15 protein-coding genes are annotated in these 13527 nt (G+C 66.2%); 4 read left to right on the top strand and 11 right to left on the bottom strand.

The genetic code is table 11. The features are described 5' to 3' along the window. Positions 1-3 precede the first annotated feature (3 nt). Complete coding sequence (locus tag Q0Q48_RS18590) at positions 4-810, top strand: enoyl-CoA hydratase-related protein (RefSeq protein WP_295140729.1); 807 nt, start codon at positions 4-6, stop codon at positions 808-810. Here the strand turns inward: Q0Q48_RS18590 and Q0Q48_RS18585 are convergent, their stop codons facing one another. Then, positions 811-1848, bottom strand: coding sequence for a J domain-containing protein (locus Q0Q48_RS18585; protein WP_295140726.1), 1038 nt, complete (start codon positions 1846-1848; stop codon positions 811-813). It abuts the gene before it with no gap. A 117-nt stretch (positions 1849-1965) separates the two neighbouring features. Here Q0Q48_RS18585 and Q0Q48_RS18580 point away from each other — a divergent pair, with 117 nt between their 5' ends. Continuing rightward, positions 1966-2805, top strand: a complete 840-nt coding sequence (locus Q0Q48_RS18580) for a TauD/TfdA family dioxygenase (RefSeq protein ID WP_295140723.1) — start codon at positions 1966-1968, stop codon at positions 2803-2805. Positions 2806-3041: 236 nt separating this feature from the next. Next, a complete protein-coding gene (locus tag Q0Q48_RS18575) occupies positions 3042-4076 on the top strand; it encodes an aspartate-semialdehyde dehydrogenase (protein WP_295140720.1) in 1035 nt (344 codons plus the stop codon). A 48-nt stretch (positions 4077-4124) separates the two neighbouring features. Here Q0Q48_RS18575 and Q0Q48_RS18570 read toward each other — a convergent pair whose 3' ends face one another. Then, complete coding sequence (locus Q0Q48_RS18570) at positions 4125-4577, bottom strand: helix-turn-helix transcriptional regulator (protein WP_295140717.1); 453 nt, start codon at positions 4575-4577, stop codon at positions 4125-4127. Positions 4578-4836: 259 nt separating this feature from the next. Here Q0Q48_RS18570 and Q0Q48_RS18565 point away from each other — a divergent pair, with 259 nt between their 5' ends. Beyond that, positions 4837-5745, top strand: a complete 909-nt coding sequence (locus Q0Q48_RS18565; protein WP_295140714.1) for a LysR family transcriptional regulator — start codon at positions 4837-4839, stop codon at positions 5743-5745. An 11-nt stretch (positions 5746-5756) separates the two neighbouring features. On the opposite strand, the gene Q0Q48_RS18560 is transcribed toward Q0Q48_RS18565, so the two are convergent. The 9 genes from Q0Q48_RS18560 to Q0Q48_RS18520 all read right to left on the bottom strand — a co-directional run bounded on the left by Q0Q48_RS18560 (position 5757) and on the right by Q0Q48_RS18520 (position 13526). Then, a complete protein-coding gene (locus Q0Q48_RS18560) occupies positions 5757-6035 on the bottom strand; it encodes a hypothetical protein (RefSeq protein ID WP_295140712.1) in 279 nt (92 codons plus the stop codon). A gap of 141 nt (positions 6036-6176) precedes the next feature. Continuing rightward, a complete protein-coding gene (locus Q0Q48_RS18555; RefSeq protein ID WP_295140709.1) occupies positions 6177-6707 on the bottom strand; it encodes a cupin domain-containing protein in 531 nt (176 codons plus the stop codon). Between the two features lie 77 nt (positions 6708-6784). Then, complete coding sequence (msrA, locus tag Q0Q48_RS18550; RefSeq protein ID WP_295140707.1) at positions 6785-7522, bottom strand: peptide-methionine (S)-S-oxide reductase MsrA; 738 nt, start codon at positions 7520-7522, stop codon at positions 6785-6787. Positions 7523-7551: 29 nt separating this feature from the next. Further along, complete coding sequence (gene msrB, locus Q0Q48_RS18545) at positions 7552-7983, bottom strand: peptide-methionine (R)-S-oxide reductase MsrB (RefSeq protein WP_295140934.1); 432 nt, start codon at positions 7981-7983, stop codon at positions 7552-7554. 247 nt (positions 7984-8230) lie between these two features. After that, a complete protein-coding gene (locus Q0Q48_RS18540; protein ID WP_295140704.1) occupies positions 8231-9604 on the bottom strand; it encodes an aminotransferase in 1374 nt (457 codons plus the stop codon). Between the two features lie 79 nt (positions 9605-9683). Beyond that, entirely contained in the window at positions 9684-10691 is a 1008-nt protein-coding gene (locus tag Q0Q48_RS18535; protein ID WP_295140702.1) for an oligopeptide/dipeptide ABC transporter ATP-binding protein, read from the bottom strand. Next, positions 10688-11686, bottom strand: a complete 999-nt coding sequence (locus tag Q0Q48_RS18530) for an ABC transporter ATP-binding protein (RefSeq protein WP_295140699.1) — start codon at positions 11684-11686, stop codon at positions 10688-10690. The genes Q0Q48_RS18535 and Q0Q48_RS18530 overlap by 4 nt, the downstream gene beginning before the upstream one ends. Further along, positions 11686-12555, bottom strand: coding sequence for an ABC transporter permease (locus tag Q0Q48_RS18525; RefSeq protein WP_295140697.1), 870 nt, complete (start codon positions 12553-12555; stop codon positions 11686-11688). The genes Q0Q48_RS18530 and Q0Q48_RS18525 overlap by 1 nt, the downstream gene beginning before the upstream one ends. Continuing rightward, entirely contained in the window at positions 12552-13526 is a 975-nt protein-coding gene (locus Q0Q48_RS18520) for an ABC transporter permease (RefSeq protein ID WP_295140695.1), read from the bottom strand. Before Q0Q48_RS18520 ends, Q0Q48_RS18525 begins: the two co-directional genes overlap by 4 nt. Between the last annotated feature and the right edge of the window lies 1 nt (position 13527).

The raw sequence follows: 13527 nt of genomic DNA, 5'->3' as shown, positions 1-13527 counted from the left end.
CAGATGGCTGTCGTCGAAACCGAGAAGCACGGGCAGATTTTCGTCGTGCGCATGAACCGGCCGGACCGGCTGAATGCGCTCAATCACGAGATGCGGACGGAGCTGTCGGCAGCGTGGAACGCGTTCCGCACGTCCAGGGAGCTGGAAGTCGCGATCTTCACCGGCGCCGGTCGCGGCTTCTGCGCCGGCGAGGACATGAAGGAGTCGCTCAAGGACGGCACGCCGGGCGGACGCCGGCCCGAGATCGAGGACCCGTTCATGTCCGGCAAGCTCGAGAAGCCGGTGATCGCTGCGATCAACGGCTTCGCCATGGGCGGCGGCTTCATGCTGGTCGAGCGCACCGACCTGCGCGTCGCCGTGCGCGAGGCGGTGTTCGAGGTCTCCGAGGCCAAGCGCTGGCTGCTGGGCGGCTATAATCACGGCCACATCGCCAACCTGCCCTATCCGGTGGCGATGGAGATGGCACTGGGCTTCCGCTTCACCGCGCAACGCTTCTACGAGATCGGCTTCCTCAACCGCCTGGTCGACGCCACCGAACTGATGCCGACGGCGATGTCGATGGCCGAGCACCTGCTGACCCTGCCACCAGCGTCTCGCGTCAACACCGTGCATATGATGCGCCAGATGCGCCCCGCTCCCGGCCCCGACATGCAGCAACTGGCCGCCGCGCTGCACGAGCATGGCGCCAAGAGCGATCTGATGGAATCCCGCGCCGCCTTCGCGGAGAAGCGCAAACCCAACTACAAGGGCTGGAACGATCCGGAAGATCGGTACCGGCTGCCGACTCTCGAGAGTATGAAAAAGAAGTAGCTAGTACGCCTGCCCGACGCATCGGGCGGTGACGGTCTGGATGATCGCACCTCTTGTATCGGCGTAATAGATGTAGGTCCCGGTCTCCAGCCCGCGCTTGATGCCGATGATGATCGTATCGCTCGGCACGATGTTGTTCAGCACGACGAGATAGCGGTCTGCCAGCTGGACCGAGGCGCGCACCGGTGGCGCGCCATTGTAGATAACGGTCGGCTCGCCGCCTCGATTGACGATGGCGAACTTTGCGCCGTCGTCGGCGACACAGACCGACTGGCCATCGACGTTCAGGGGCGGCACGGGCGCCAGCACTGCCGAACGGCCTGCCATAGGGCCGGGCAGCGGTGCCGAGGGCGGCAAGCCCCAGGGCGCGAGCTGGCTCGGCTGGTTGACCGGCGGGACCGGCTTGGGCTTCGGCTTGGCTTGCGGCATCGGCTCGACCGCTGGCCCCGTCTCGGCCGGCCGCGCGGTTTCGGCCGCCATGACCTGCAGTCCCGGCCCCTTCACCGCGCGCGTCGCAAGATAGCCGCCGACCCCGATGAAGGTCAGCAGCACGACGGCGACGACCAGGATCGAACGACGCCGCGCCATCGCATCGGCGTGCGGCAGATCGGCCGGCGCCGGCGTGGGCCTGAGCTGAAGCAACGAGCCGGCTGGCCGCTCGGCCACCGATTTGACGGCAGGTTTCGTGGCCGCCTTGAACGCGGAACCGCCGAACAGTCTCTCTGCGATTGTCCCTTTCGCCGCCGATTTCTCCGCCCACGCCGCCGCAGCGGCCTGCGCCACCTGCTCGCGCCGGATCCGCTCGGCATCGAGCGCCGCTCGAACCCTTGCATCGTAGTGTGCACGCGCGTCCGGATCGGAGAGCGTCTGGTAGGCGTCGGTAATCTGGCGGAAATTGAACGCCGCAAGCTCCGGATTCCCAGCCGCCACATCGGGATGATAGCGCTTGGCCAATGCCACATAGGCGGCACGGATCATCGCCGCATCCGCCGTCCGCGACACGCCCAGCACGAGGTAATGGTCGACGTCGATCCTCATCGCCGGCACAGTTTAGCGGATTCCGCCGCCGGCGGCCCGGATTTCCCGCATCGAATGTTTTTGCGGGGGACGGGCAACGTCCCCCAGCCTATCCTCCCGGAAAAGGAGGAAACACCAATGGCCTATCAGTCGATCGAAGTGCGCAAGCTGACCCCCTCCATCGGGGCGGAGGTATTCGGAGTGGACCTCGGCACGCCGCTCGGCAACCAGCAGTTCCAGGAAGTGCACGACGCGCTGATGGAGAATCTGGTGATCTTCTTCCGCGATCAGAAGATGTCGATCGACCAGCACAAGGAATTCGGCCGGCGCTTCGGGCAACTGCACGTCCATCCCAATGCCCCCATCACCTTCCCCGAGCATCCCGAGATCCTGGTGATCAAGGCCGACGAGCACTCGAAGCATGTCGCGGGCGAGGAATGGCATTCCGACGTGTCGTGCGACCTCGAACCGCCGATGGGATCGATCCTCTACCTCACCGAAGTCCCGCCCGAGGGCGGCGGCGACACGCTGTTCGCCAACATGTACCGCGCCTACGAAACGCTCTCCGAGCCGATGAAGCAAATGCTGCAGGGGCTGACCGCGCTGCACGACAGTTCCAAGGCGCACTACTACCGCGTGAAGGCGACGGACCGCGACGACATCAAGTTCCCCAACGCCGAGCATCCGATCGTGCGCACCCATCCGGTGACCGGCAAGCAGAGCCTCTACGTCAACCGCGGCTTCACCCTGCGCATCCCGCAGCTCAAGCGCCACGAGAGCGATGCGCTGCTGGAGATGCTCTACCGCCACATCGAGACGCCCGAGTTCCAGTGCCGCTTCAAGTGGCAGCCCAACTCGGTGGCCTTCTGGGACAATCGCTGCGTCCAGCACCACGCCATGTTCGACTACTTCCCGCACCGTCGGTACGGCCACCGCATCACCATTTGCGGCGACAAGCCGTTCCTGCGCGCAGGCTAGGTGGTACGGCCGGGCCTTTACACCCGGCCGGTCCCTGCCCTATATCCTCGGCACCATGATGCGTTTCGCGACCAAAGCGACCACGACCGCCAAAACGACCACCTTCGGTGGGCCGGCGAGGATGTGCGCGTAAAGTCGAACGTGACATAGGACAACCTCACAGGCCCCGCCGGTTTCGGACGGGGCCTTTGTCTTTCCAGGTGTCCGTCTCCCCGGCTTCAACGAAGGAGACAGACATGGCTTCGAGACCTCTCACAGTGGCACCCCTCACGGTGGCAATCGTCGGCGCGACCGGCGCCGTCGGTGTCGAGTTCCTGCGCTGCCTGGCCCAGCGTCGCTTCCCGGTGAAGGAGCTGCGCCTGCTGGCTTCCGCCCGCTCGGCTGGCCGCGAGCTGTCGTTCGACGGAAAGGCCCTGGTGGTCCAGGAGCTGACCGAGAAGAGCTTCGAGGGCGTCGACATTGCCCTGTTCTCGGCCGGCGGCAGCATCTCGAAGCGCTACGCCCCCGTCGCCGTCGCAGCCGGCGCCATCGTGGTCGACAATTCCTCGGCCTTCCGGATGGACCCCCAGGTGCCGCTGGTGATTCCCGAGATCAATGCGAACGCCATCGCGGACCACAAGGGTATCGTCGCCAATCCCAATTGCGCAGCCATCATCGCGATCACGCCACTGTGGCCGATCCACCGGCACAACCGCATCCGGCGCATGACCATCGCGACATACCAGGCGGCCTCGGGCGCCGGCGCCGCGGCGATGGATGAGCTGGCCGATTCAACGCGCGCCTACCTCGACGGCCGCAGCTTCCAGCCAAGGGTTCTGCCACACCCCTATGCCTTCAACCTGTTCAGCCACAATACCGCGATCGATCCCGCGACCGGCTACAACGACGAAGAGACCAAGGTCATGCGCGAGACCCGCAAGATCTATGGCGACGAGGAATTGCGGCTGTCTGCGACCTGCGTGCGCGTGCCGGTGCTGCGCGCCCACGCCGCCGCCGTCGCCTTCGAGTGCGAGAACCCGATCGACGAGGCCCGCGTCCGTGCGCTGCTCGCCGACGCGCCCGGCGTGCGGGTCGTCGACGACCGCGAGCGCAACATCTTCCCAATGCCGCGCGACGCCAGCCAGCAGGACGACATCCTGGTCGGCCGCATCCGCCAGGACCTTGGCGACCCGAGCGGCCATTCGATCTCGCTGTTCGTCGCAGGGGATCAGTTGCTGAAGGGCGCCGCCCTCAACGCCGTGCAGATCGCGGAGCATCTGCTGGCGGCGTGATTCCCCTCATGTTCCTCTCCTCCGATAGGGGGAGGGGAACATGAACATCTATTTCTTCTTTGCGCGCTCGATGTTGCTGGCCGCGCCCATGGTCTTGACCAGCTCGTAGATGCGCTTGCGCACCGCGCCTTCACGGATCTTGTAGTAGGCGCGTACGAGCTGCAGCGTCTCGCGCTTGATCAGCGGGTCCTTTTCCGAGGCGAAGGGCGTTCCGGCTTCACCGAAGCCGCTTCCTTTCTTCACCTTCGCCGCCATCGGCCGGCCGGACAGCACGTTGCCCGGCATCTCGTCGAAGAAATAGGAAACCGGCACGTCGAGCGCCTTGGCGAACTCGTAGAGCCGGCTCGAGCCGACACGGTTCGAGCCGCGCTCGTACTTCTGGACCTGCTGGAAGGTGAGGCCGACGGCGTCGCCCAGCTTGGTCTGACTCATGCCGAGCAGGGTGCGCCTCTGACGCATGCGGATACCGACATGCGCGTCGACAGGATGTGATTTAGCCATTTATCTCTCTTCACAATAGTCTTGAGCCCGCGAGGCGGGTCGGTGTGCCTTCGACGAACTCCCGCCGAGATAGTTCGTACGCTTGGAAACGCTTTCCGGACCACGCCGACGCGACCGGCCCGTCGGACTCCGGCCCTTCCTCGATGGATCGGGCCAGCCTCCCCAGACACAGGCACCCTGCAACTCGACGTTGCCCCCTTTCGGACAGTACGTCCAATATCGTTGGCGGCTCGCGCCGATACCATTATGGTATCAATCGATGGACTTGAGAACACTTCGTTATTTCAGCGCCGTGGTGCGCGAGGGCCACTTCGGGCGAGCCGCCGTTTCGCTGGGCATCGCCCAACCTCCCCTCACCCGTCAGATCCAGAAGCTGGAACGCGAACTGGGCGTCGTGTTGCTCCACAGGGGCCAGAAGAAATTTGAAGTTACCGAGGCGGGACTGCTGCTCTACGAGCGCGCGCGGCGCCTTCTGGACGGCGCCGAACAGGCCGAAGCCGACGTACGTCGACTCGGAACCGGAGAGACCGGCCGCCTCGTCATCGGCTTCGTGCGCTCGACCCCTTTCACGATCCTCCCGGGCATCGTCGTCCGGTTTCGCGCTGCCTTTCCCGACGTCGAACTCGAGCTGCGCGAAATGCGCAATCCCGACCAGGTGAAATGCCTCGAGAACGGCATCATCGATGTCGGCCTGCTGCGTCCACCGATCAGCAGTCGGGCGTTGCAGATGGTGACGTTGATACGCGAGCCATTCCTTGCTCTCGTCCCGGCTGATCACGCCCTCGCGGCGCGCCGAACGACCACCATCCGGCAACTCGCCGCCGAGCCTTTCGTCATGTACTCCCGCGCCGGTTCGCCGCTGATTCACGCCCGGGTGATGGAGATGTGCCGGCGCGCGGGATTTGAGCCCCGCATCGCTCAGTACGCCGACCAGATTCATACCGTCGCGAGCTTCGTCGGGGCAGGCCTGGGCGTCGCCCTTTCGCCATCCACGGTGACCAGCTTCAGTATGCCGGGGCTCCGCTGCCTGGCGGTCGCAGACAAGCCTGCACCGCTGCCGGTCGTTGCCGTATGGCGCACCGGAAATTCGTCGGTTCTGCTGCGCAACTTCACCCGCATCGCGCGAGAGGCCGCGTCCAGCTGGCAGCCACAGGAGTTGCCGGGCTGAGGTCCGCGTGGTCAGTCGGGTTTTTTGGATAGCATCTTGAAGTCGGTATCGAAGACGAGATCGTGCTTCTGGTTGCCGCACATCGCGTCGTCGACCTCGAACTTGCCGGCGGGATGCGCCGTCGCCTTGTCGTCGTCGAACTCCATCTCGCCGCCCGTGCAGCCCGCGGCTTTCACGGCCGCCTGGAGCGTCACCCGTTCCTGATCCGTGACAGGCCGGTCCTTACCGAGTGCCGGGAAAGCGAGCCCGGCCGCGACGAGAAGAACGGCGGGAGCGATGACCGAGCGCATATGAACCTCCGGGTGGCATTTCAGAGACAATGCAATTGAGTGGCACAGGTTCCCGCCGGCACGGGCGAGGGGCTGACATGCGGAGATCCGATCAGGGGCTTCGCGGTCGCAGCGGCCGACGCGAGGACGCCGGGCGGCTGATCAGGTCGGCGCGGCACCGTTCAGAACGAACAGGACGCGGGCGATGCGGTCGGTGCGGTTGGCCCAGGCGTGGTTGGTCCCGCGCTGGATCAGCACGTCGCCAACTCTCATCAGGGTCTCGCCGACATCCATCAGCGCCCAGATCTCCCCCTCGATCACGATGGCGTAGTCGACGCTGTGGGTCTTGTGGAAGCCGGGATGGCGAGCGGCCTTGTCATGCGCCTGCACCGCGCCGTACTGGCGGAAGACCTCAGCCTGGTTGCCGTAGTTGCGCTCCCTGTCGGGCGGGAATTCAACGACGCGCACGACATTGCCGGCAGGCGGCGGCTCCAGCTTGAAGGGCCGGGCTGTCGGATCCGGCTCCCCTTCCCCGTTCGACGCAGGGATCGCGTCGAGCAGCCAGAGATTGGTCAACCCGACATTGGGCGAGTGCGACGGCGAGAAAGGATGCGGCGCCGCCCCATCCTCGAGAAACACCGAGCGCCCCGCCTCGTCGTGGCCTGTCACGATCCTGCGAACCGGCTTGACCATGCGTCGTCTCCCTGAGATTTCGACGCACTATGCCTCACCGGGCGGCGGCTTTCACCGCGGCGCGTCGCAGGCCGGATTCACTGGCTGACCTTGCCGCCGGCCACGCGCAGCAGCACTGGATCGGCGCGCCATGCCGCCGGAAACAGGCGCTTCAGCCCTTCGATCTTGGGCAGGTCGAAGCGACGGATGTAGGGGCTGTTCGGATTCAGCGTGGCGTAGTCCTGGTGGTAGGTTTCGGCGGCGAAGAAGGGCATGGCGTCGTTGAGCTGCGTCACGATCTTCTTCGGGAAGACGCGGGCCTGGTCGAGCTGGGCGATGTAGGCCTCGGCTATCCGGCGCTGCGCCGGATCGGCGAAGAACAGGGCCGAGCGGTATTGCGTGCCGACATCGGGACCCTGGCGATTGAGCTGCGTCGGGTCGTGGGCCACCGAGAAGAAGATCTGCAGGATTTGGCCGTAGCTGACGATGCTCGGATCGAACGTCACTTCGACGGCCTCGGCATGTCCGGTGCGGCCTGACGTGACCATATCGTAGAACGCCTTGTCCTTGGGGCCGCCGGCGTAACCAGAAACGGCGCGGCTTACGCCCTTCACATGCTGGTACACGGCCTGCACGCCCCAGAAGCAGCCGCCCGCCAGCACCGCGGTCTCCGTCGTGGCCCCGGGCTTGCGCTCGTCGAGCGCTGGCGCGGGCACCACGACCATCGCCTCCTGCGCCCCGGCGGGCCAGATGCCGTAAAGCGTCGCGCCCGCGAGCGCCAATCCCGAAAGGCGGAGTGCCGCGCGGCGGCCTCTATCGAAGCGGATACCGGCCATGGATTCCTCTTGATGTTGCAGACGTGACGCTAGGTGGCCGCGACGGCGAAGGTCATGGCCACGCCGTTCATGCAGTAGCGCAGGCCGGTCGGCTTCGGCCCGTCGTCGAAGACATGCCCGAGATGACCGCCGCACTGGGCGCAATGCACCGAAGTGCGCTTCATGAAGAACGTGGTGTCGGTTTCGGTGCCAACCGCCCCGTCGAGTGGTGCCCAGAAACTCGGCCAGCCGGTTCGGCTGTCGAACTTGGTGGCCGACGAAAACAGAGCGAGCTGGCATCCGGCGCAGGAAAAAGTGCCCCTGCGGTGCTCGTCGTTCAGCGGGCTCGAATAGGGCCGCTCGGTGCCATTGCCCCTCAGTACTGCGTATTGCGGCGCCGCCAGGAGCTTCCTCCATTCGGCGTCGGGGCGGGTCACCTTGAAGGAAGCTTCGGCAGCGGCGGGCCGCGCGCGCCACGGCATGGCCCCGAATAGTACCGCGGCGGCAAGTCCGACGCCGGCCCCCAGCGTCAGGACGTTCCTTCTGTTCGGCAGGACGGAATCCGACATGACGACCTCCTCTCAAACCGTGAGGGTCTGCCGACATGTGGGCCCGGCCATCTCCATATCCAACTAAAGATATCGAGAGGCCGGCGTGACCGTCCCTCGCCCTTGTATTCGTGCGGATGTCCGAAAACGTTACATCCGCCGGGCGGTCTTGGGATTGCCCCTACAGCCCGAGGTCCTTCTTCGCGTCGTCGAGCGCCAGCCTGAAGCGCTTGCACATCTCGCCGATCTGCTCCTCGGTGATGATGAGGGGTGGCGTGAAGGCGATGCGGTCGCCGATGGCACGGACGATCAGCCCATGACGCAGCGCATGGTCCATCACCATCGTGCCCACCTTCTGCTCGGGCGCCCACGGCGTGCGCGCGAGAGCGTCCTTCATCAGCTCGACACCGGTGAACAGGCCCACGCCCCGCACATCGCCCACCAGCGGATGGTCCCGAAACTTCTCCAGCCCCGCCTGCATGACCGGTCCCACCTTGCGGACCTGGCCCACGATGTCGCGCTCCTCGTAGATCTTGAGCGTCTCCAGCGCAACCGCGCAGGCGACCGGATGGGCGCCATAGGTGAAGCCGTGGCCGAACGTGCCGTTGGTGGCGCTGAGGCTCTCGACGGCATCGTAGACTTTGTCGGAGATCATCAGCGCCGAGATCGGCTGGTAGGCCGCCGACAGCGCCTTGGCGCACGAGATCATGTCGGGCTGGATGCCGTAGGTCTCGCAACCCCACATGTTGCCGGTGCGGCCGAAGCCCGCGATCACCTCGTCGGCGATCAGCAGCACGTCGTACTTGCGGAGCACCTTCTGGATCTTCTCCCAGTAGGTGCGCGGCGGGGTGATGGCGCCGCCGCCGCCCTGCACCGGCTCGCCGAAGAAGGCCGCGACAGTGTCGGGCCCCTCCGCGAGGATCAGCGCCTCGAGGTTGGCGGCCATGCGGTCGGCGAACTGCTCCTCGGTCTCGCCCTCATTGTGGAAGCGGTAGTAGTGCGGATTGTCGGTGTGCTTGAACATCGGCAGCGGGATGTCGAAGCCCGCCCGCATGTGCGGCTGGCCCGAGACGCTGACCGAGGCCACCGTATTGCCGTGATAGCCGCGCTCGCGGCCGATGATCTTCTTCTTCTCCGGCTTGCCGATGGCGTTGTGATAGTACCAGACGAGCTTGATGGCCGCGTCGTTGGCCTCCGAGCCCGAGCACTGGAAGAGCACGCGGCTCATGGGCTTGGGCGCGATCGACAGCAGCTTCTCGGCGAGGTCGACGCTGGCCAGATGCCCCTTGTCGAAGAACGTATGGTAATAGGGCAGATCGAGCAGCTGCTTGTAGCCGGCCTCGGCCAGCCGCTTCTCGCTGAAACCCAGCGAGGCGCACCAAAGGCCCGCCATCGCCTCGATATACTCCTTGCCCGACTCGTCGATCACATGAATGCCGTTGCCGCGAGCCATGAGCGTGCCGCCCTGCTCGCGATAGGTCTTCAGCTCCGTCTGCTGGTGCACCAGGTAGCGCTGGTCCCGCGCATGGAGCGAGTTGGCGTGCAGTCCGTCCATGATCATCCTCTCTCGATGTAAATTGATTGCGCGGTAGCTCGCGCAGCCATCAGCAAATACTATTCCACCAGTCCCGGCCTCATTCGAGGGGCTGCCGGATCGCCTCCCCCACCGCCTCGACCCGATGGCAGCGCACCCATTGCGCGGGTGCCACCTCGCGCAGCTTGGGCATAATCTGCCGGCAAGCCGGTTCCGCCGCCGGACATCGCGCCGCGAAGCGACAGCCGGGTGGCGGATCGATGGGACTGGGCGGATCGCCGGTCAGGCGGATGCGCCTGGCCGCGCGCTGGCGGCCGCCGCGCACGGTCGGCACCGCCGACATCAGTGCCACGCTGTAGGGATGGAGCGGCCGCGCGAAGAACGCCGTGCGCGGGGCGCGTTCGACGATCTGCCCGAGATACATGACCGCGACCTCGTCGGCGACATGCTTCACCACGGCCATGTCGTGGGAAATGAAGATGTATGTGATGCCGAGCCGGCGCTTGAGCTGCTGCAGCAGGTTGAGGATCTGCGCGCGGATCGCCACGTCGAGGGCCGATACCGGCTCGTCGCAGACCAGCAGGTCCGGCGCCGGCGCAAGGGCGCGGGCGATGTTGATGCGCTGGCGCTGGCCGCCGGAGAACTGGTGCGGGAAGAGCTCCTGGCTCTCGGGCCGCAGGCCCACCGCCGCGAACAGCTCGGTCACCCGCGCCTCGCGCTCGGCGGGCGTGCCGATCCCCAGCACGTCGAGCGGCGAGCGCACGATGGCGCCGGCCCTTACCCGCGGATTGAGGGAAGAGTACGGGTCCTGGAAGACGTATTGCATGTGCCGGCGCATGCGGCGCATCTCCTCGCCGCCCAGCGCCGTGACATCGGTTCCGCCAATAGTGATGTGGCCCGACGTGATCGGCACCAGGCGCAGGAGGCCACGCGCCACCGTCGTCTTCCCCGAGCCCGATTCGCCGACGATGCCCAGGGTCGTGCCCCTCTCGACATCGAACGAGACGCCGTCCACGGCGCGCACGGTCTCACGAGGTTTCAGCGGATTGAAATTCGGCCGCGCGAAGTGGACTTTTAGATCGCGAACGGACACCAGGGGCGCGCTCACGACGCCGCTCCCGCGTGCAGCCAGCAGGCCACTTTGTGCCCGGCGGCCAGGACGGTCGTGGGCGGCATCTCGGCGAGGCAGCGCGGCATGGCCTCGGCGCAACGGTCGGCGAAGGGACAGCCCTTCGGCAGGTCCCAGACCGACGGCACCATGCCGGCGATCTCCAGCAGGTCGGCCCCCGGTGCATCCTCGGCATCGAGGTCGGGCACGCAGGCGATCAGGCCGCGCGTATAGGGATGGGCCGGTGCCGACAGGATATCCGCGGTCGGAGCCTCCTCGACGACCCGGCCGCCATACATGACGGCCACGCGATCGGTCATCTCCGCGATCACCCCCATGTCGTGGGTGATGAGGATCAATCCCATGCCGCTGCGGGCACGCAATTCGCGCAGCAGCTCGAATATCTGCGCCTGGACCGTGACGTCGAGCGCGGTGGTGGGCTCGTCGGCGATCAGGAGCCGCGGCTCGCAGCCGATCGCCATGGCGATCATGACCCGCTGACGCATGCCGCCCGAGAGCTGGTGCGGATATTCGTCGACCCGGCGCTCGGGCGCGGGAATGCCGACCGCCTTCAGGAGCTCGATCGACCGGGCGCGCGCCGCGCGGGCATCGAGCTTCAGGTGCTTGACCAGGGTCTCGGAGAGCTGGTCGCCGATCGTCAGCACGGGGTTGAGCGAAGTCATCGGCTCCTGGAAGATCATGCCGATGCGATGGCCCCGAACGTCGCGCAGGCGCTGCCCGGAGGCCTGCAGGAGATCCTCGCCCTCGAACACGATCCGGCCGCCGGTGATGCGGCCCGGCGGCGATGGCACGAGCCGCAGGATGGCGAGCGCGGTCATGCTCTTGCCGCAACCCGATTCACCTACGATGCCCAGGGTCTCGTTGGCCGCGAGCGTGAGCGCCACATCGTTCAGCACGCGCGCCGTGCGGCCGCCACCGCGGAACTCGACGGACAGGCCCGAGATGTCGAGAAGGCTCGTCGCATCCCCCGCCATCAGCGGCGCTCCCGAAGCTTCGGATTGAGCGCGTCGTTCAGCCCGTCGCCGATCAGGCTGACGGCCAGCACGGTGAGGAAGATCATCAGGCCGGGAAAAGTCACGGCCCACCAGCTCGACAGCATGTAGGACCGGCTCGATCCGATCATCAGCCCCCAGCTCATCCGGTTGGGATCGCCGAGCCCCAGGAACGACAGGCTGGCTTCGAACAGGATCGCCGCGCCGACGGCCAGGGTGGCTGACACGACCAGCGGCGGCAGGGCGTTGGGCAGGATCACCTTCCACATGATGCGTCCTCGCCGCGCCCCGATCGCCAGTTCGGCGGCGACGAAATCGTACTGCTTGATCTTGAGGAATTCCGCGCGGGTGAGGCGGGCCGTACCGGGCCAGCTCACCACGCCGATCGCCACCACGACGGTCGTCAGGGTCGGCGAAAAGAGCGTCACCAGGACCATCGCGAAGAGCAGCGACGGCAGGACCTGGAAGAACTCGGTGAAGCGCATCAGCGCCTCGTCGATCGTACCGCCGAAATAGCCCGCAGCCGCGCCGATCGTGATGCCGATCACGACGGAGATCAGCGCGGCGGCGGCGCCCACCGTGAGGGTCGCCCGCCCGCCGTAGATCAGGCCAGTCAGCACGTCCCTGCCCTGCTGGTCCGAGCCCAGCAAGGCGCCCTCGCTGAATGGCGGCGACAGCGGCGCGGCCACGATGTCGAAGGGATCGGCGACATAGACCAGCGGACCGACCAGGCTCACCAGCAGGATGGACATCAGCAACACCAGGCCGCCCACGGCGACCGGGCTGCGGGCAAACATTCGCATCGCCTCCAGCGACGGATGCTCCGTCCTCGGAACGCCGGCGATGCTCATGACGCCTTGATCCGCGGGTCAGCGAGGCGATAGCAGACGTCGACGAGCTGGTTGGCCACGATCACCAGAAGCGAGGAGAAGAACAGCAGGCCGAGCAAGGTGGGATAATCGCGGCGCAGCACCGAATCGAAGGCGAGGCGGCCCAGTCCCGGCCAGTTGAACACGGTCTCGACCACGATGGCCCCCGCCAGCAGATTTCCGAACTGGAGACCGACGATGGTGATGATCGGCAATACGGCGTTGCGGAAGGCATGCTTGAAGAAGACCTTCCGCTCCTCCAGGCCCTTGGCCCGCGCCGTACGGACATAGTCCGAGCCCAGCACATCGAGCATGCTCGCCCGGGTGAGCCGGCTGTACTGGGCGAGATAGACCACCGCCAGCGATACGGCCGGCAGCACGAGATGGTGCGCGACGTCGACCGAATCGAGCAGCCACCCACTACTGACCGCCGCGGCGTTCATGCCCGAGACCGGCAGGATGGGAAGGACTGACGCGAACAGGATGATCAGCAGCATGCCGGTCCAGAAGACCGGCGCGGAGTAGCCGATCACCGAGACGACGGTGATGAACTGCGAAAGAAGACCGTTGGGCCGCCGCGAGGCCAGCACGCCGAGTGTCGTACCACTGAGGACCGCCACCACCAGCGCCGTCAGCACCAGAAGCAGGGTCGCGGGCAGCCGCTGAAGGATCAGCGACAGGACCGGCAGGTTGAAGAAATACGAGTAGCCGAGGTTTCCCGACGCGAAGCGCTCGAGATAGATGCCGAGCTGGACGAGCGTGGGTTTGTCCAGCCCGTATTCGCTGCGCAGGCCGGCCCGGATTTCCTCCGTCATCCCCCCCATCTGGCCCGCCAGCGTGTCGACGGGATCGCCCGGCGCCAGCCGGATCAGCAGGAAGCTCAGGACCAGCACTCCGATCACGAGGATCGCTGCATAGAACAGGCGCCGCGCCACGAAGAGGATCAGCGCCACG

The sequence above is a fragment of the uncultured Reyranella sp. genome (genome assembly GCF_945957355.1).
GTDB lineage: Bacteria > Pseudomonadota > Alphaproteobacteria > Reyranellales > Reyranellaceae > Reyranella.
The sequence above is the reverse complement of the archived record's forward strand: the minus strand, read 5'-3'. Positions and strand labels throughout refer to the sequence as shown.